The 17,125-nt window shown below is 35.1% G+C and carries 22 protein-coding genes, 2 pseudogenes and 1 riboswitch; of the genes and pseudogenes, 4 read left to right on the forward strand and 20 right to left on the reverse strand.

Going from position 1 to position 17,125, the window contains the following annotated elements:
• Window positions 1-42 precede the first annotated feature (42 nt).
• Window positions 43-1,500 carry a protein adenylyltransferase SelO gene (locus A194_RS0107475; protein ID WP_017186233.1) on the reverse strand — a complete coding sequence of 486 codons (1,458 nt, stop codon included), beginning with the start codon at window positions 1,498-1,500 and terminating at the stop codon, window positions 43-45.
• A 312-nt stretch (window positions 1,501-1,812) separates the two neighbouring features.
• On the opposite strand from A194_RS0107475, the gene sda reads away from it, so the two are divergent.
• Window positions 1,813-1,959: a sporulation histidine kinase inhibitor Sda gene (gene sda / locus A194_RS19760; protein ID WP_017186234.1), complete on the forward strand. Its 147-nt coding sequence runs from the start codon at window positions 1,813-1,815 to the stop codon at window positions 1,957-1,959.
• Window positions 1,960-2,322: 363 nt separating this feature from the next.
• On the opposite strand, the pseudogene A194_RS17800 reads toward sda, so the two are convergent.
• From A194_RS17800 to A194_RS0107520, 8 genes and pseudogenes are all read right to left on the reverse strand, one after another.
• A pseudogene (locus A194_RS17800) lies at window positions 2,323-3,194 on the reverse strand (AraC family transcriptional regulator).
• 119 nt (window positions 3,195-3,313) lie between these two features.
• A pseudogene (locus A194_RS17805) lies at window positions 3,314-4,210 on the reverse strand (macrolide 2'-phosphotransferase).
• Between the two features lie 36 nt (window positions 4,211-4,246).
• Window positions 4,247-4,759, reverse strand: a complete 513-nt coding sequence (locus A194_RS0107495) for a hypothetical protein (RefSeq protein ID WP_017186238.1) — start codon at window positions 4,757-4,759, stop codon at window positions 4,247-4,249.
• Between the two features lie 21 nt (window positions 4,760-4,780).
• A complete protein-coding gene (locus A194_RS0107500; RefSeq protein ID WP_017186239.1) occupies window positions 4,781-5,224 on the reverse strand; it encodes an 8-oxo-dGTP diphosphatase in 444 nt (147 codons plus the stop codon).
• A 137-nt stretch (window positions 5,225-5,361) separates the two neighbouring features.
• Window positions 5,362-6,456 carry an ABC transporter permease gene (locus A194_RS0107505; protein ID WP_017186240.1) on the reverse strand — a complete coding sequence of 365 codons (1,095 nt, stop codon included), beginning with the start codon at window positions 6,454-6,456 and terminating at the stop codon, window positions 5,362-5,364.
• 4 nt (window positions 6,457-6,460) lie between these two features.
• Window positions 6,461-7,165 (reverse strand): ABC transporter ATP-binding protein, encoded by a 705-nt coding sequence (locus A194_RS0107510; RefSeq protein ID WP_017186241.1) that lies wholly within the window; start codon window positions 7,163-7,165, stop codon window positions 6,461-6,463.
• A gap of 281 nt (window positions 7,166-7,446) precedes the next feature.
• Complete coding sequence (locus A194_RS0107515; protein ID WP_017186242.1) at window positions 7,447-7,917, reverse strand: hotdog domain-containing protein; 471 nt, start codon at window positions 7,915-7,917, stop codon at window positions 7,447-7,449.
• Between the two features lie 110 nt (window positions 7,918-8,027).
• Window positions 8,028-8,204, reverse strand: a riboswitch (cobalamin riboswitch).
• Window positions 8,205-8,289: 85 nt separating this feature from the next.
• Window positions 8,290-8,727, reverse strand: coding sequence for a small multi-drug export protein (locus A194_RS0107520; protein ID WP_017186244.1), 438 nt, complete (start codon window positions 8,725-8,727; stop codon window positions 8,290-8,292).
• A 115-nt stretch (window positions 8,728-8,842) separates the two neighbouring features.
• On the opposite strand from A194_RS0107520, the gene A194_RS0107525 reads away from it, so the two are divergent.
• Window positions 8,843-9,433, forward strand: coding sequence for a TetR/AcrR family transcriptional regulator (locus tag A194_RS0107525; protein WP_017186245.1), 591 nt, complete (start codon window positions 8,843-8,845; stop codon window positions 9,431-9,433).
• Between the two features lie 27 nt (window positions 9,434-9,460).
• On the opposite strand, the gene A194_RS20520 is transcribed toward A194_RS0107525, so the two are convergent.
• Both A194_RS20520 and A194_RS0107535 read right to left on the reverse strand, forming a co-directional pair.
• The gene (locus A194_RS20520; protein ID WP_017186246.1) at window positions 9,461-9,634 is read right to left on the reverse strand and encodes a hypothetical protein; all 174 of its coding nucleotides are present in this window, start codon (window positions 9,632-9,634) and stop codon (window positions 9,461-9,463) included.
• 37 nt (window positions 9,635-9,671) lie between these two features.
• On the reverse strand, window positions 9,672-10,313 hold the full coding sequence (locus A194_RS0107535; RefSeq protein WP_017186247.1) for a hypothetical protein: 642 nt from the start codon (window positions 10,311-10,313) through the stop codon (window positions 9,672-9,674).
• Between the two features lie 174 nt (window positions 10,314-10,487).
• On the opposite strand from A194_RS0107535, the gene A194_RS0107540 reads away from it, so the two are divergent.
• On the forward strand, window positions 10,488-11,339 hold the full coding sequence (locus tag A194_RS0107540; protein WP_017186248.1) for an AraC family transcriptional regulator: 852 nt from the start codon (window positions 10,488-10,490) through the stop codon (window positions 11,337-11,339).
• A gap of 37 nt (window positions 11,340-11,376) precedes the next feature.
• Here the strand turns inward: A194_RS0107540 and A194_RS0107545 are convergent, their stop codons facing one another.
• Genes A194_RS0107545 through A194_RS0107555 form a run of 3 tightly spaced genes read right to left on the reverse strand, consistent with a single transcriptional unit; the run spans window position 11,377 to window position 12,776 of the window.
• On the reverse strand, window positions 11,377-12,006 hold the full coding sequence (locus A194_RS0107545; protein ID WP_017186249.1) for a class I SAM-dependent methyltransferase: 630 nt from the start codon (window positions 12,004-12,006) through the stop codon (window positions 11,377-11,379).
• A 24-nt stretch (window positions 12,007-12,030) separates the two neighbouring features.
• Window positions 12,031-12,363 carry a DUF3147 family protein gene (locus A194_RS0107550; protein WP_017186250.1) on the reverse strand — a complete coding sequence of 111 codons (333 nt, stop codon included), beginning with the start codon at window positions 12,361-12,363 and terminating at the stop codon, window positions 12,031-12,033.
• Complete coding sequence (locus A194_RS0107555; RefSeq protein WP_017186251.1) at window positions 12,351-12,776, reverse strand: MarR family winged helix-turn-helix transcriptional regulator; 426 nt, start codon at window positions 12,774-12,776, stop codon at window positions 12,351-12,353. Before A194_RS0107555 ends, A194_RS0107550 begins: the two co-directional genes overlap by 13 nt.
• Window positions 12,777-13,054: 278 nt before the next feature.
• On the opposite strand from A194_RS0107555, the gene A194_RS0107560 reads away from it, so the two are divergent.
• Entirely contained in the window at window positions 13,055-13,324 is a 270-nt protein-coding gene (locus tag A194_RS0107560) for a hypothetical protein (RefSeq protein ID WP_017186252.1), read from the forward strand.
• A gap of 82 nt (window positions 13,325-13,406) precedes the next feature.
• Here A194_RS0107560 and A194_RS0107565 read toward each other — a convergent pair whose 3' ends face one another.
• The 6 genes from A194_RS0107565 to A194_RS0107590 form a co-directional block, all read right to left on the reverse strand.
• Window positions 13,407-13,982 carry a tetratricopeptide repeat protein gene (locus A194_RS0107565; RefSeq protein WP_017186253.1) on the reverse strand — a complete coding sequence of 192 codons (576 nt, stop codon included), beginning with the start codon at window positions 13,980-13,982 and terminating at the stop codon, window positions 13,407-13,409.
• Entirely contained in the window at window positions 13,979-14,512 is a 534-nt protein-coding gene (locus tag A194_RS0107570; protein ID WP_017186254.1) for an isochorismatase family protein, read from the reverse strand. Before A194_RS0107570 ends, A194_RS0107565 begins: the two co-directional genes overlap by 4 nt.
• 1 nt (window position 14,513) lies before the next feature.
• The gene (locus tag A194_RS0107575) at window positions 14,514-15,743 is read right to left on the reverse strand and encodes an MFS transporter (RefSeq protein WP_017186255.1); all 1,230 of its coding nucleotides are present in this window, start codon (window positions 15,741-15,743) and stop codon (window positions 14,514-14,516) included.
• A gap of 15 nt (window positions 15,744-15,758) precedes the next feature.
• Window positions 15,759-16,286: a GNAT family N-acetyltransferase gene (locus A194_RS0107580; protein WP_017186256.1), complete on the reverse strand. Its 528-nt coding sequence runs from the start codon at window positions 16,284-16,286 to the stop codon at window positions 15,759-15,761.
• Window positions 16,287-16,307: 21 nt separating this feature from the next.
• Window positions 16,308-16,778 (reverse strand): NUDIX hydrolase, encoded by a 471-nt coding sequence (locus A194_RS0107585; protein WP_017186257.1) that lies wholly within the window; start codon window positions 16,776-16,778, stop codon window positions 16,308-16,310.
• Between the two features lie 15 nt (window positions 16,779-16,793).
• The coding region (locus A194_RS0107590; RefSeq protein WP_017186258.1) for a VOC family protein at window positions 16,794-17,125 on the reverse strand (332 nt) is incomplete at its 5' end.

Consider the following 17,125-nt stretch of genomic DNA (forward strand, 5'->3'; position numbering starts at 1 on the left):
AGGTTAGGAGGAAAACTCCTAACCTTTTTTAAGATACTAGACTTATGTCCCGCAAAATGTCCTGTAATCATCATCAGATTCTGGCGGCAATTTGGTATATTCTTCTTGGTCTGGTGTATATGCGTAAGGCTTAGAAAGAACTCGTAGAAGGTTTTCCATCACCGTTAAATCACCGTCATTTTCCGTAGCTTCTAATGCTTCTTCCACTCGATGATTCCGCGGAATAACTGATGGATTAGATTGCTTCATCAATTCCTTCGACTGTTCGCCTGATTCATCTTGTCGCCTTAAGCGTTCTTGCCATTTTTCATACCAGTTCGTAAACCCTTCTGAATCGAATAGATCCATTCCTTCAAGTTTTCCTAATGTTAATGAGCGAAACGTGTTCGTGAAATCAGCTTCATGGTCTTTCATTAACGTTAACAATTCATCAATTAACGTCTCATCTGCTTCTTCAACGTTGAACAAACCTATCTTCGAACGCATGCCTTCCATCCAATGCTCTTTATAAAGTTCTATAAATTGATAAACCGTCTTTTCGGCAACTTCGACCATCGATTCAGGGTCATCACTCATAATAGGAAGTAAACTTTCTGCTAGTCTCGCTAAGTTCCACATCGCAATTCGTGGCTGGTTCCCATATTTATAACGGCCTTGCTCATCAATTGAACTGAACACTGTCTCAGGGTCATAAGCATTCATAAAAGCACACGGTCCGTAATCAATCGTCTCACCACTTATCGTCATATTATCTGTATTCATGACACCGTGTATAAAACCGACTAATTGCCATTGACTTATGACTTTAGCTTGCCTTTTCACAACTTCTTCTAACAAATATAAATAACGATTCTCAACTTCTTCATAACCTGTGAAGTGTCGCTCCAACGCATAATCAGCTAACTTTCTCAAATCATCTTCAGTCCCCCACTGACGTGCATACTGGAACGTTCCGACACGAAGATGACTTTCTGATACACGCGTTAAAATGGCACCAGGATATACAGTTTCGCGATAAACTGGTTCACCTGTTACAACGACCGCAAGACTACGATTTGAAGCAATACCTAATGCATACAACGCTTCACTCATAATATATTCTCTTAACATCGGCCCTAATGCCGCTCGACCATCACCTCGCCTTGAATATGGTGTTGGCCCAGAACCTTTCAACTGAATATCATATCGTTTACCATTAGGAGCTTTTTGTTCACCTAACAAATGGGCACGGCCATCCCCTAACATGGTAAAATGACCAAACTGATGGCCTGCATATGCTTGTGCAATCGGCTTGGAATCTTCAGGAATTTTGTTTCCAGAAAAGATTTCAACACCTTCTTCTGACTGCAAAGCTTGAGGGTCTAACCCCAATGACTCAGCTAAACCTCCATTTAGAAACACGAGTTGAGGAGATTCCACTGGTGTTGGTTCAACTTCGCTGTAAAATATATTCGGTAGCTCAGCATAGCTATTCTTTAAGTTCCAACCAAAGTTCGTCATCATATCCCTACTTTTCCTTTTATTACTTCCATATAAACACACTGATACTTTTATTGTCTACTTGAGGAGTTTGTTTATGTATCATGGACGTTATAAAGAACATTTTGACTAACTAATGTCGATTTTTGGCCTTTTACCTTTACAAAGTGTTAACAATTATAAAAAAATACAAAAAAACTGGACAAACCCCTAGAAATTTCATATACATTGTGTATACTATAATTTGTGGGTAAAAATTCATCTGAATCAAGTTTGAACATTACATATGTGGGTATATGTTTTGTAGTAGTAAAGAGCTAGGGGGAGAAACCATTGGCTAACTTAGATGATTCAACATTAATTAACGCTTATCATGAAGCGGTTGAGATTAACTTATCTAAGGATTTTATTAACCTACTAGAAAAAGAAATTACATTCAGGGGCTTTAACCTCGAAGACATAAATCCGAATCATCACTAACCGCAGGAAAACTTGGCAGCGAGCCAAGTTTTCTTTTTTCATCCAAAATAAAAGGAGCTTGGGTTATAATCGGTAACCCGTGGATCCATAGTCATATACCTTACACCGTAGTTTTACGCCCTTACCTGTCAGTATGGTTGCCGTAATCGTTAAAGGGTAATACTAATGATCAAAATACTGTAATTAATATTTATACTAAAATCAATATAACCGTACAAAGTAAGGATTTTTTTTGTTTAAAAATGTTTCACCTCAAAAATTAACGGGTAAATAACCATATAAATATTCATTAAGCTGTATTCCCCTTTTTCCCTTGAAAGAGAATGGGAGACGTTCACCTTTGAACGTCTCCCATTTCTATTGCTATGATTTTTTAACTGGAATCCATATTTCACTCTTAAATTTTGGCGATGATAAATCCATTTCTTCATTCCATAAAATTTCCGGTCCTTCAACCTGTTCATAATTTGATGATGGAAACCACTCTGAGTATATTCTCCCCCAAACATTCTGCAAGGTTTCTGGAAAAGGACCTTCAACATTAAACACAGCCCAACTTGATTTTGGAACAGCTAATTCTGAGAATGAACCTGTTGACTCCTGTGTAGTTGCAATTCCTACATAATGATCAAGTTCACCTTTCTCTTCCATTCTTCCTTCAGAAAAATTAGTAGACGCACTAATTAAGCCTCTCGGTTCAATGTTAGACAAGTTTTTAAGCTTTTTATCATGTCTTCATTTAAACTTTCCCACATTGAGGCAATCTCTGGATTAACTCCTTCAAAAATAATGGGCACTCTCTTTTTTAGCCCAACAATACTAAACGCTTCTTTCTCAACAATTCTGTACTCCATCTCATTTCCTCCTACAATTGATAATTGAAGAGTCATTGGTGGATAAGATTTAAGTGAATACCCATCTTTCTTAGCTTCTGATGGCGTAATCCCATGAACCTTTTGAAAAGCTCTTGCAAACGAATCTGACGAATTATATCCATACTTTAAAGCAATATCTATGACACGTAAGTTGGTGTTAGTTAATTCGAATGCCGCTAAACTTAACCGCCTACGTCTAATGTACTCAGACAACGGAATGCCTGATAGAGAAGAAAACATTTTTTTAAAATGATACTCTGAGCAAAGTGTGATACGTTCCAACTCTCCAAAGTCAATGTTTTCTGTAAGATGACGGTCAACATACTTAATACCTTGATTCATTCTATTAATAAAATCCACACAATCCCTCCTCAACTAATACGATAACAGGAGTTGAAATAGTTAACCCGACAATCTTTGGTCATTTATTGTCGTTAATAGTGCTAAAATAAGGAGAGCCAGTATTATGCTCTCCTTATTTATAAGTTCAATGACTCCTTAGCCATTTGTTTATATTCATCAATATTAGATTTAAGAGCAAACTCAGCAATATCCACTGGGTAAGTAGCAGTTAGTTCAACAACGTGTTCTTTCATCTTTGGCCATACACATCCACCTGCTCGTTCATATGCGTTAATTAACATACCTAGTTCCTGACTGCCATGTGTTTTTAAATGACCTGCGAAATCATTTGAGACGTCCGCTACTTTAGCTTCAGTCCAATCAATTAAACCCGTAACATTTTCTTTCTCAGCAATTAAAATATGTCCTGCATGAAGGTCACCATGAGTAAAACTTGTATAATCGGGCCAAATTGAATCATTATTAAGCCAATTTTGCCAACGCTTCCAAAGGTGATCGGCCACACCGAATTCAGCTTTTGCATTATGCATACGTGTTTCCATTTCAGAACGTACTTGTTCAATCGATTTCACTTCAAGGCCTTGTTCTTCAACTTTACTTAACGGAATTTGATGTAACGATGTCATGACTTTTGCTAATGATGTTGTAAACGTCTCACTTACACGTTCCGGGTCCATCACCCAATCATATTGTTGTTTCTCTTGATTGACTGTTGCTGCAGGTACGCCTGTTAAAGCTTTATATGCAATCAGTTCATGATTTTCAATTTCCCAGTTTGGAACTTGGAAGTTAACATTTGGCTTAACGACTTCAAGAATTGCTTTTTCTTTTTGAATACCTGAAGTAACATCTTCTCGTCAAGGAATACGAAGAATCCACTTGTCACCATGATGGTCCTCCGCCATTACCACTAAAAAATCTAACCCAGATTGATTAAACGAAATGGATGCTTCTTTTAGACGTAAGCCGTACTTACTTGCGATTCTTATTATTTCTTCTTTGCTTTGTATCATTGTTTACACCTAACTATATTTAATTATCACTATATTTTAACCCCGATTATTCGAACACCAAAACGTATAGGCGATACCCGCTACTAAATTCGGATCCAACTGTACAGATGTGGAGTCAATTTCGACTAAGAAATGGCGATTAGTTAAAAAACCTCCCCCGAGTGTCCTTCCCACTTCACGGTCATCGATCAAGATCTTTCCTTCAGGCTTCATACTCCAATCTGCTTCGATTGTTAGAACAGATTCGTTAAAATGGTAGTCGACTCGATGCTTTTCTTTCAATCCTTTTGAACTAGTGATGGATGATATTATTTGATTGTCCTGACGAAGCTCCCAATAGTAACCTTCGCGGACAGAGAATGACTGTTGTGTAATCTGATAATCAGTGGATCCTAACACTTCAATGTTAACGTCATATTGAGGGTTGGTTGAAGGTCTTTCTTTAGGTGGACGAACCCAACGTCTCATCTTACCTATTGGAACATTACCTTGTTTAATATTTAAGAACTTTTGCGTTGCTATAAATGGACGGTCGAACGTAATCTCCATTTTAACCCCTCCAAAATAACCCTATAATAACTCCATCTCAAAATTTTCATTATAGAAAAACTCACTTAACTGTTCAGAATCAAACACTTCTACCATACTCTCAAAATCACTGGCCAACTCATAATCCCTTAGCTCGTCCTTTTTGATCCAAAAGACTTCCCCCTCATCAGAAGAAGTCAATTCGCCTTCATATTGATCTGTTTTATAAAAGAAAACAATATAACGATCAGCATCCTTTGGCTTAAACTGTTTTACACCACAAAGAACTGGTGATTTAACTGTCAAACCAGTCTCTTCATAAACTTCACGAATGACCGAATCAGCAAATGACTCTCCTCGTTCTATGTGTCCACCTGGAAACGTCAGCCCTGGCCAACTTTTATTAATACGGTTTTGAACTAATATGTATTCACCATCATAAACCATGCACATATTAGTCAGTACAACACTTTCACTTTTCCCCATCAATACTTCACCACTTCTCTACTAATTTTAAAATCTAATTTCATCGTATTACAAATTACAAACTTAGCTGATCATTTCACGCCTAATTCAAAGGTATGAAGTAAACAAAATAGAATCGACATCTTAACACACTCCAATTACAACCAAATTTTAGCCGTTAATACTAACGTTACAAGTATAATTGACGGAAGCGTCATCCATCTTTTAAACCGCTTCTTCGCAAAAATCGTCTTAGAATACGAATACGGTACTACAGTGAAAAAATCACTAGAAACTAGTTGGTTATATACACTGTTAAACCAAGAGTGGATAAAAGCTATAAAACTAATATAAATAATAGCAACAAACCAATAAGATGGGACGATTATAATAACAAACAGTGTTACTAGCATAATTTGTAGATAAAATCCGATATACTTATAATGTCTTATGACAGATTTAATTAGAATTTCTAATAAAACATTTTCTTCTGTCCTCTTCTTAAATAGTCTCTTAGACCTTAGCCTAACCCTCTTCATCGGTTTAGTTCTCATATCAACTTCCACATCATTCGACATATGAAAGATCATGTTTATCAATCTATTTCTTAAGTGATTATCCATTTCTATTTCTTTAAGTAAGCGACGTTTATAGTCCATTTTCATAAATAAGTAACCTGTAATGAAAGTAAGGACTACCCAAACTCCCGCATATACTGCTGGAGAGATAAAAGTTAAAGTCATCCCAACTAAACCTAAAACAATGAAAGACATGAGTACACTAATTATTACATGGTTAAACCTTTTCCTAATGAACAATATTGTTGTTTTATATCCCATCAATAGCAGCATCAGAAAAATGAAATCCATTACTTTAAGTTCATAAATGACGAGAAGTACTGGCAAAAACAAAAGTAGGACCATTAAGATATGCGTAGCCGATTTCACGACTGATAGCCCAAAACTATATAAACGCAAACGCTTCATAAGATCAGGTCGCTGTATCAAAAACAATAAATCCGCTTCATACAGATAAGTTCTAATACTGCCGCTAGAACAAAAAAGCAATATCAATAGACTTACACCATAAAAAGGAATATCTTCACTCCAGTATTGACCGGGGCTGATCCAAACATCTAACATAAAAATCGTGACCAAAGGTAAAATGAGGTAAACTATTGTTGTCCAATCAATAACAGTCCGAACAATTTTCAACTGTCTTTGAAAGTCTTGCTTCAACCTTTCTCTAAACAATTGGTTAGCCACCATAAGCGTCACGCTCAGTTAATATATTAAAGCAATCAAATAACGAACCGCCGACCAGTCGACTTTCTTTTTGAACAGCTCGTAATTCACCTTGCACTAGTATTTTACCGTTAGATAACAAAACAAACTCATCACAAATCTTCTCAGCTGTATCTAAAGCATGAGTACATAATAAAACGCCTGCACCTCGTTCTTTTTCTTGATTAATTAGTTGAAGAAATAAGTTAATGGCTTGCGGATCTAATCCCATAAAAGGTTCATCAATAATATACAAATGAGGCTTTCTTAAAAAAGCTAACACCATCATCGCTTTTTGCTGCATTCCTTTAGAGAAAGAATTAGGCAAATCATGCACAACACTCGACAACTTTAACTTCTCTAATAAGATTTCTGCATCAGCGAAAAAAGCACCTTCATCAACTGATAAAGTCGAATATAAAAACTCAATATGCTCCCACAATGTTAACCCATCATAAAAAATAGGTCTCTCTGGTATGTATGAGTATTCCTTATAATCGACTTCTCCTTCAAATACTGGCATAACACCAATAATCGACTTAATAATGGAACTTTTCCCAGCTCCGTTTGGGCCGATTAAACCTACTAAGCTACCAGCAGGTATAGAAAATTGAATGTCACTTAACACTACCTGATTCTCATTATACTTGGCCTCTTTTATATCTACTGTTAATAGCATATAACCACCACTTTCACCGAAATACTTATTTAAATTTTAACACAAATTTCCACAAATTTTACTACTATAATTTTTAAATATGGTAGGTTATGGTAGACTTAACATTTACATGGAGGGAAATAATTTGAGAAGCTATTTAAAAGAGCCGTATTTGAAGTATAGTACGATTGTGACATTCGCAACTTTAATAATAGGGCTTGGATACTTTTCTGCGCATTTTATGTTTAGGTTACTCCAATAATTTTAACAAACCCAGCTAAACTTAGTTAGCTGGGTCTCTTTTATCTTAGTGATGACCGGTTTTTTCGATGTTCTTTACGAGCAAGTGCGGTATCATATAATCTTTTCTCTTCTTCGGTCTCAGGAATAATTTCAGGCACTTGAGTAGGCTTACCATCTTGATCAACAGCAACCATTGTTAGAAATGACTCTGTCGTTAATTCTTTATGTCTTCGTAATAAATCATCAGCGTAAACTTTCACATACACTTCCATTGAAGTACGCCCAGTTCTTGTGACGAACGCTTCTAACGTTAACGCATCGCCTACTTTTGCAGATGATAAAAAGTCCACCGAATCAATCGACGCAGTTACAACAGCGGCATTTGAATGTTTCATGGCCGTTAATGCTGCTATTTCATCAATAAATGCTAATACTTTCCCACCAAAAATTGTGTCTAAATGGTTTGTATCTGGTGGCAATACAAGCTTCGTCTGTTTCATCTTCGAATAACTTACAGGAATTGGTTCCAACAGTTAACCTCCTAAATTAATATACTTTGAGTGAGGATTAACCTTAATCATGGAACCACACCATAATGGTTGTCTTTCATGACGTAACACCCTCCTATCTCCCGTAGGAATTCATGTTCTTCCTTATGGCAGGTCTCCTGGCTCAGATTCATCAACATATAGCCCTTCCCATTCATTGAACAGTGGATCTTCTATATGTCTCCTCATTACAGTGGCGGGACCGCGTTGGACTTGCACCAACCTTCCCTTTTTCAGCTTTTTAAAGCACCATAAGGCTCATTCAATTTTAAATGAGAAGCTTGTTCTCACCATTACTATCTCTTAAAGTCGCTGAATTGTCAATCGGACAAAACAAACGGTCGTTAGGTTTAATTAACTAAAAAAAGTATTAATCCCGAATTCGGTTAACACGCCTAAGATCACACCATATAAACCAATACTAATAGCTGATGAAACGAGAAGCTTACCCTTTTCCATTCCTACAAACTTTCCAATAACAGCGACAGCCCAAGCCCCTATAATTGGTGTTGCAAATAGTATAAACGTAAAGCCATTTCGACTTATACGGTGACTAAATTTAGATTTTGATAGTTTAATAAAGTATTTATTTAACCTTTTAATCTTTGACAATTGATTATAAAAGACCACAATTAAAGGAATCGCTATAAAATTACCGAGACTCGACCAAATGATCGCCGATACAACATCTAACCCCATCGTCATGGCCCCTGGAATTGCGAGATATATTTCAAACAGAGGAAAGAACCCCATAAACCACGCCGTCAAACTTAACCAAATATATTCTAGCATCTTTATCTTTCCTCCTTACCATGTTATGATAAAATCAAGATAACCTAACAAACGGTAGGTTGTATTTATAATATCATTTTAGCACACCTATTAATATAAGAAAAGGGTGACAAACATGGGTAAAAAAGAACAAATTATAAAAGAGAGCATTCAACTTTTTTCTGAATATGGTTATGAAGCAACGTCCATGACCAAAATTGCCGAGCAAGTTAATATTAAGAAGCCGTCACTATATGCCCACTTTAAAAATAAAGACGCCATCTTTTATAGCGCCGTTAAGCAAGTGACTGAAGAGTATGTTGACTTTGTTCTAAAAACAATTGATCAAAAAAAAGGTCAATCTTCTAAAGATACACTTTATAATGTATTACATCAAGCTTATACTAATGAATACCAACTCGAATTTTTAGGTGAATTCTTTTACCGATTTGTTTTATTTACACCTTACGAAGTTGAAGCTCAAATTAAACCATTAATAAAGAAAAGTGAAGAACAACTCGAATCAGCTTTGATCAAAATTGTTGAGCTAGGACAATCTAACCAAGAAATTGACCCAACACTACCAAGTCGTGTTGTTCTAAAAAATTACTTGTTTATCTTTTATAATTTAGATGTAGACGTTCGTTACTACTCACTTAGAGACTCAGAGTTAGACCAATATTTAAATGATATATGGAGTGTTTTTTGGAGAGGTGTCAAAAATTAAACTCGGCTGTAAAAGTACAGTCGAGTTCTAATAATTTTCACCTGCTGGCAATTTCTCAAAAATTAATAGAATAAAAGTTGCTATTGGACCTAAAAAGATTGATGCAAGAAACCAATTAAGACCCGAACGATTTTTCCCTTGGGCCAATCCTGCATTAATTAATGCAAGAGTCCCCCAACCAACATAATATTGACCATCCACGGTTCTCCCCCTCTATTCGTCTATATGCAAGAAGTTATTAAGACTTCGAATTTGGAAAAATGGTATAAGACCAAGAATAAATAAAATCAATGACAAAAATGACAATCCATAACATACCAATACTATACAACGTCTCACTCGGGTATGGTGAATTTTCATAATTTCCTGCTTCAAACCAAGATAAGTCTGTTAGATAACCTACCATATCTTCAAAACTTTCTGTTCCAAGAGACCAAAAGTAACCTTGAACAATGACAAAAATAATTAAATGAACCATAGCACTTCTACGATTAACTTTAGCTACATATTTAGGATCGTTTTGGCGTTCCATTATGGCATAATCTTTCTCCGTCAATAGATCTACCCCACGCCAATCCCCAAACTTCTTACGCATCCAACGATCTAATTTGCGGAAGTCATTAATACCAAAAGTTAATGCATAAACTACAAAAATTAAGATTATTAATTGAAAGGTTGAGAATTCACCTGTTTCTTGATAGATGATGATTCCTAAAAATGCTTCGATTACTAATAATACGATAAATAACAAAATAAAGACTAAACTTTTTTGTTTATGCCCAAGGTAATAACGGATAATACCAAATAAAAGCAACGCAACTAAAGATAATACTTCTAATGAAATAAAGATTTCCCACTGGTATTCTATTAATAGATTCATCATATTACTCCTTCAAACCACTTACGTTTTGTTAATTATAGTATAGCATATAGTATTATTAGTTAAGATATCACTTTTTTATGTGAATTGAATTACACCTCACATATCCGTGCACAAAATGTGCGGAGTTTTTTTAGTATGTTGATATCCTCTAGTTATTGGGAGGTTGATTGTATGGATTCGTTAAAACAAATGAATGAAGCTATAGATTATATTGAGAAACATTTAGATAACGAGATCGACTATAGCCAAGTAGCTCAAAAAGCTCAATGCTCAGAATATCACTTCAAACGAATGTTTTCATTTTTAGCAGGAATTCCATTATCAGAATACATTCGGAGAAGACGGATGACACTGGCTGCTATGGAGTTAAAAAGTGGTTCGAACAAAATTATCGATATCGCCTTGAAATATGGTTACTCATCGCCTAATTCTTTTGCTCGAGCTTTCCAACAAGTTCATGGTTTTATGCCGTCTGAGATAAAAGAACAGAGCTACTCGTTAAAATCTTATCCTAAGTTGACCTTCCAACTAACCGTTAGAGGAGTGAATGAAATGGATGTACGCATGATCGAGAAAAAACCCTTTTCAATTGTTGGGATTAAACAAAGGATGAAAGTAAAGGACAATGATGTAGACCCCGAAGTCGTCAAACTTTGGGAAACGACGACTGATGATACGATTCAGGAACTAGCTGAGCTTTCCGACTTACAACCACCAGGAATTTTACATGTATTAACCAATTACACAAGTGATGACGAGGATGAAAATGAAGGTGAAATTGATTATTTCTTTGGAGTTGCAACGACTAAAGCTACGCCCTCCCCATATACACGTTTAGAAGTCCCTAAGCACACTTGGGCCATTTTTGAAGTGGAAGGCGATTGGGAAGCTGTTGAAACGACGTGGCAACGCATCTATAGTGAATGGTTCCCTTCATCAAAATATGAACACGCAGAAGCACCTGAAATCGTCAGTAGTAAAGATGAAGTGAGTGAGATCTGGATTCCAGTTCGTAAAGTGTAAAAATTAAAGGCCTTGGCATTTGCCAAGCCTTTAATGCTTATTTATTCGTAATAATAAACACACCGCCACAATGAGAAATTTGCTTATAAACGACGTTGTAGTCAGCTTCTAAAGATAAAGCTAATTCTTCATATACAAAGTAATATTCATCTTCGTCCCAATAATCTTTATTATCTTCATAGCATGAATCAAGAGCTGCATGTGTCTCAAATGAGATATCGCCAATTAACACTTTACCATTTTCTTTTAAAATTGATTCTAACTGCTTTATAAACGAAACTTTATCTTGATAAGATAAATGGTGTAACGTATAGGTGCTGATAATAAAGTCATATTTATTTCCCATAACTTCAGACGGCAATCCATTTGATATATCCCACTCTACTAAATTAGCATCTGGCATTTTTCCCTTAGCAATCTCAATCATTTTAGAAGAAAAGTCGATGCCGTCTATTTGGTGGCCGTGATCGTACAATTTACTCGCTAAAACACCAGTACCTAAGCCAATATCGAGCACTTTAGATTCCTTTTGACTCATCACTTCATTATAAATCGTATTTAATATTTCCTTATAACCCGCAAATGGATATGCATTATTCTCTTCACTAATTTGAACTGTTTTGTCATAATCATTTGCCCATAAATCAAAACCTTGTTTGTTTAACATATAAGTTCTCCTTTAATTTTAAATTCATGACCTAAACAAGATATCTTGAATGTATAACACTACAAACCAAGACACTAACCCCAAACCAATAGAAATACTTAAGGGTATTGTGTGCCTTAAAGATAAAGCAACTACCAATAATAGTACTGCTGTTGCAGGGAATCCCCATAATACTCCAAGCGCAAAGTTACTTAAATTTGTGATCTTCTCTCCTTGTACACTTAACCAAAATAAACTTAACAAGCTCACTAATGGTAACGCTGCTATAATCCCACCATACTTAGGAAAGTACCTTGCTACTTCTGTTACAGCACCAATGATTATCGCTGATACCATGACTTTTGTTAAGAAAAACACTTTACTACTTCCTCTCTAAGCAAAGAAAAAGCTTGTTCAACCTGATTTTTTTCCTCAACAGATAGATTGTCTAAAACTTTATTCAACTTTGACTCATCTAAATGTGTATGTTTATGAAGTTCTAACTCTCCATTATCAGTTAATGAAATAACAACTCTTCGTTCATCGTTTGAACTCCGTTTTTTAATCACTAATCCTTTGCTAGTTAACCTTTTTATATGTTCAGAAGCAGTATTATGAGTAACACCTAGTAACTCCGCCAAATCACTAACTGAGCAATTACCCCTCTTATTAATATGTTGTAATAGCCTAATCGCTTGGTGTGATAAATTTTCTAGATGTCTGTAGTGCAGCAAATAATAAATGTCAGTCCAATTTTTATTTATTTCTATTGCAGTATTTTCATTTTCCATACTTTACCTCCTAACAATTATATCTTATATTACGATATAATCGTTAGTCAAGATACATATTCTAAAATAGAGACCTGAGACAAAACTACCCTCTTCGTCTCAACTTCTAGAAATTATAAATAAGCTAACTAATAAATCTAACAACTGTTTTCTAGAGCTCAACAACTCAACATTAGTTTCATCACATACACTAAACAAATCATGACGATCAACCTCAAATTGTTTAACTTTTTATGATAAAATAAGATCAACTTACATATAAAGGTGTGTGCTTATTCATGGAAATTAGTTTAATAGAAAGCATCTTATTACTTGTTAGCATTTATCTATTGATCACAACCATTCAGCTTAAAAACAAAACTAAAGGGCTTGAATATAAATTAGAACAAGTCTCTAAGCAATTAAATGCTACAGAACTACCAATAAATGACGAGTTAAAACAATTAATTGAAGAAGGGCATGATGTACAAGCCGTAAAAAAAGCTAGGGAAACATTAGGTCTATCATTAGTAGAAGGTAAACAATATATTGATTCATTAAAGTCGTAGCAGCATAATGCATAACTATTAGGTAATAGAGCTATCCATTAAGGTAGCTTTATTACTTTTTAACTATTCCTAATCAAAGTGGTTACCCTTGTTTTAAAAACTTCAACAAATCTATTGCCTTCTTTGTTGAATTGATTAACTCATCACTATTTTTCCTCAACCTTAATGCATACGCGTCTTGCAAACAACTTTCCGCTTCTTCAAATCGCTTTAATTCCAATAAACATTTACCTTTATGTTGTAAGGCAAAGTCTAAGAATTTAGTTTCATTAAATGATTTACATTTACGAATTGCTTCGTTAAATAAATTTATCGCTCGTTCATGTTGATCAGCATATTTTTGCGCTTCACCTAGACGTATAAGTGTAACAATTTCCTTCTTGAGGTCGTTATGATGTACTGCGTATTCATAGCACTGTTCTAGGTAATAAATAGAACGTTTAGGACATTCGCTCACCCTATATAAATTACCTAATGCTCCTTGTATAAAGAACTGATCTTCTTCTATCTTACAAAAATTCAACATTTGTTCAGCTGCCTTAATCAACTCATTTACTTTTGATAAGTTAGAAGCTTTTTCACGTAAGTAATCATCTTCATCAAAATAGACAAATTCATTTATATGCGATAACTCTTTTTTTAACTTATCAAGCGTCACCTAAGTGCCCCTTCCTCTTCAAACTCTTCGTAATCCAACACCTCTATTGCATTTGTCCAATGCAAAGCTGTTCCAACAAAATCTCGAATATCTAGACCAGGCATTTCATATTCTTCTTCTGAGTTAACTGTTCCTGTGGCATCTTCAATAAAAGTGACTTTATAACCTCTGTCGAATGCAGAAATTGCTGTAAACATGCAACAAAACTCCGTGTTAAACCCAGTAACATATAAATGATCTATATTTAACTTATCAAGAACTTCACTAAGCTTTGTATTGTAAAATGAACTGGGCGTCTTCTTCTCAACTACATAATCAGCGTAATCATTTAATGAATGATGTAGATCTGAACCTGAAGAGTCTTTATAGAGTGGACTTTCCTCCATGTCATCCACTTGTTTCATAAAAATAACCGGAAGGTTTTCAGCTTTAAAGGCTCGAATAACCTTTTCAATCAACGATAGTTCCTCTGAAAAGTCTTTAAAATTCACAATCCCATTTTGTGCATCGATTACTAATAGTGCTTTCATTTTATACACCTTCCTTTTCTTCTTTGTAACAACCTTGATAGTTCGGTTTAAATATAAATAAACTGTAAACCACTGCAGAAATAAACATTAATGAAGCAAGACTTACAATCGTGACTCTTAATGAGATGACATCACCTAAAAAACCAACTATTAATATAAGCGAAATTTGCGCAATACTTTGGATGAGTTGAATAATGCTCGTAATTCGTCCCATTAGTTCAACCGGAACATTGTTTTGGTAAAAAGTCGTAATCCCTGCGTTTAAAAAGACAAGGAAAAAGCCTAATACAATAAACCCTGCCGTAATTGACAGAAATGACCACGAAAAAGCATAAACTAGATAACCAATAGATGACATAATCACACCGACAGCAATCATATACCTTAAGGAAAAATGCTTTGAAAATACTGATAGAATTACTCCACCAGTTACTGATCCTATACCAGTAATACTAACTAATAAACTATACTCAAACTCAGACAAACCAATCACTTGTTGAGTGAAGACAACTTCCTGTGAATCCATCGCGAATGTCGCAACCATAATTAAAATAAAGGTAATATAAATAAATGATATATATTTGTTTTCACTCAAGAACTTTAGTACAAGTAAGAAATCCTCTTTAATTTTGTGAGCCGTCAATTTAGGAATAGATGATTTTTCTCGTTCGCCTAAATCAGGTAATCTAAGTAAAAGTAAAGCAGCTACAATAAATAGAACCCCATTAAACCATAGTGCAGCGTTAACACTCGTTAATAAAATAAGTAAACCACCTATGGAAGGACCAATGATAAAGGCGGACGACGATGTGAAGGATCGAATGGCGTTAAATCTTTTTCGCATGTCAATGGGAACAAGCATTGTTGTGTATGTCATAGAAGAAGGTCCAAAGAAGGCTTTTGCAATACTTAGAGATACTAACAATATGTAGATAACAACAACACTAAGTGCTAGTGGTATCAACATAATGAGTAAACCACGTGCTATGTATGTCTGAATCATAATCTTTCTTTTACTTCGATAATCAATGTAACTACCTGTCCAAAATTTCGTTAAAATGTTCGTTAATGGACCAATGATCCAAAGTAACGCAACAGCCGTAGCTGACTCAGTCATTTGATACACAATAATATTAATAGCGACAAGATATATAAAGTCTCCAACATTGGCAAGTCCCAATGAGGCTAGTAGAACGATTGGATTTTTCCATTGTTGTAATCTATGACTCATCGTTCTACCTCCATTCTAGTTATTAAATTCGTTCTTTAACAAACCCATGTGGATCATGTCGTGCCACTCACCGTTCCTATACAAGGATTCTCTGCTACGCCCCTCTTCCTTAAACCCTAACTTTTGATAAAGGTGTATTGCTGCCTCATTAAAATCAAAAACCCTCAATGAAACTCTGTGTAAGTTTAGTTCCATAAAAGCGTAATTTAACAATATGGTCAATGCTTCTTTCGCATAACCTTTCCCCCAATATTGTTTGTTCCCCAAATCAATAATACATTCGGCGTTTCTATTTTTATAATCCATGTTAATTAAAGATGTAATACCTATAGTTTCACCATTTCTTTCTACAATGATATAGCTTTTGGAAGTGTTAGAATTTACGAGTACATTTTCTACAAATCTTCTTGTATCTTCATATGAATAAACATCTAGTGAAGGGTTAGTTGAATACATGACATCTACATCATTTAGCCATGACTGGTAAAGCTCTGTGTCTCCCAGTTCAACTTTTCTTAAATATATTCTGTTTGATGAGAACATTGTGTACCTCCTCCCTAAAATTCAATCGTGCACAACAATATGTTTCGAACTAGAATTTAAATCTTTCAATTCTTCTTTTAAAAAGCTAGGTTCTACAGTGTAGTCATTCAGTTGATCTAATGGGATCCATTTGTAAATTAAAACTTTGTTCCCTTCATGTCCAAAAAACAATTCTTGTTGAGGTAACTTCCCCTTATCAATCCCTTGAACTTTAAAGTAGAACCCAATTTCATGATAGCTAGATTCTCTGTGAGTAAAAAAGCTTTCAACAGACCATAGTAACCTTTCGACCAGTAAATCAACATCGATCTCTTCTTTAAATTCTCTAACGACAGCCTTCGATGCCTCTTCAGTCACTTCTACTCTCCCACCTGGCAAAGCCCAAAAGTCATCTTCCTTGTCTTTATGTAAAAGTACACAACCATTATGGATTAACACACCAGCTACACGGTAGTTGAAAATTCCCTCTTTTGTTTTAAAAACTGCATCCATACAAAACCTCCTAACTTAATCATATGATCTATTCATTAAGACAACTCGCCAACCATCTGGATCCTCGATTGTGATTCCTTTTTCTTTCCAATACTTATTTTCAGGCTCAACTTCTTCATAACCCATTTCGTTAAGGCGACTTACAACTTTATTAATCTCTTCTTGGTCTGTAATATAGAAAACTAACAAATTATCTTTAGTAGGTGCTGGACATGGGCTACCATCAACATGACGTGTAAATTCTAAATGGTAAGTTGCATTTGGCAATCCTAAAATAATACCTTCATATCCGCTATGACCTTTAAATCGTTCAATCTCTGTTAAACCTAGACCATTTTTGTAGAAGT

Origin of the sequence: Alkalibacillus haloalkaliphilus C5 (genome assembly GCF_000269905.1) — a bacterium.
Classification (GTDB): Bacteria; Bacillota; Bacilli; order Bacillales; family Alkalibacillaceae; genus Alkalibacillus; species Alkalibacillus haloalkaliphilus_A.

Bases quoted from the DNA above. Each gene is read 5' to 3' on its own strand.
- A194_RS0107475 (WP_017186233.1), bottom strand. From the start codon at position 1,500: ATGACGAACTTTGGTTGGAACTTAAAGAATAGCTATGCTGAGCTACCG.
- A194_RS0107495 (WP_017186238.1), bottom strand. From the start codon at position 4,759: ATGGAGATTACGTTCGACCGTCCATTTATAGCAACGCAAAAGTTCTTA.
- A194_RS0107500 (WP_017186239.1), bottom strand. From the start codon at position 5,224: ATGGGGAAAAGTGAAAGTGTTGTACTGACTAATATGTGCATGGTTTAT.
- A194_RS0107510 (WP_017186241.1), bottom strand. From the start codon at position 7,165: ATGCTATTAACAGTAGATATAAAAGAGGCCAAGTATAATGAGAATCAG.
- A194_RS0107520 (WP_017186244.1), bottom strand. From the start codon at position 8,727: ATGCTAGAATATATTTGGTTAAGTTTGACGGCGTGGTTTATGGGGTTC.
- A194_RS0107525 (WP_017186245.1), top strand. From the start codon at position 8,843: ATGGGTAAAAAAGAACAAATTATAAAAGAGAGCATTCAACTTTTTTCT.
- A194_RS0107535 (WP_017186247.1), bottom strand. From the start codon at position 10,313: ATGAATCTATTAATAGAATACCAGTGGGAAATCTTTATTTCATTAGAA.
- A194_RS0107540 (WP_017186248.1), top strand. From the start codon at position 10,488: ATGGATTCGTTAAAACAAATGAATGAAGCTATAGATTATATTGAGAAA.
- A194_RS0107545 (WP_017186249.1), bottom strand. From the start codon at position 12,006: ATGTTAAACAAACAAGGTTTTGATTTATGGGCAAATGATTATGACAAA.
- A194_RS0107555 (WP_017186251.1), bottom strand. From the start codon at position 12,776: ATGGAAAATGAAAATACTGCAATAGAAATAAATAAAAATTGGACTGAC.
- A194_RS0107560 (WP_017186252.1), top strand. From the start codon at position 13,055: ATGGAAATTAGTTTAATAGAAAGCATCTTATTACTTGTTAGCATTTAT.
- A194_RS0107570 (WP_017186254.1), bottom strand. From the start codon at position 14,512: ATGAAAGCACTATTAGTAATCGATGCACAAAATGGGATTGTGAATTTT.
- A194_RS0107575 (WP_017186255.1), bottom strand. From the start codon at position 15,743: ATGAGTCATAGATTACAACAATGGAAAAATCCAATCGTTCTACTAGCC.
- A194_RS0107580 (WP_017186256.1), bottom strand. From the start codon at position 16,286: ATGTTCTCATCAAACAGAATATATTTAAGAAAAGTTGAACTGGGAGAC.
- A194_RS0107585 (WP_017186257.1), bottom strand. From the start codon at position 16,778: ATGGATGCAGTTTTTAAAACAAAAGAGGGAATTTTCAACTACCGTGTA.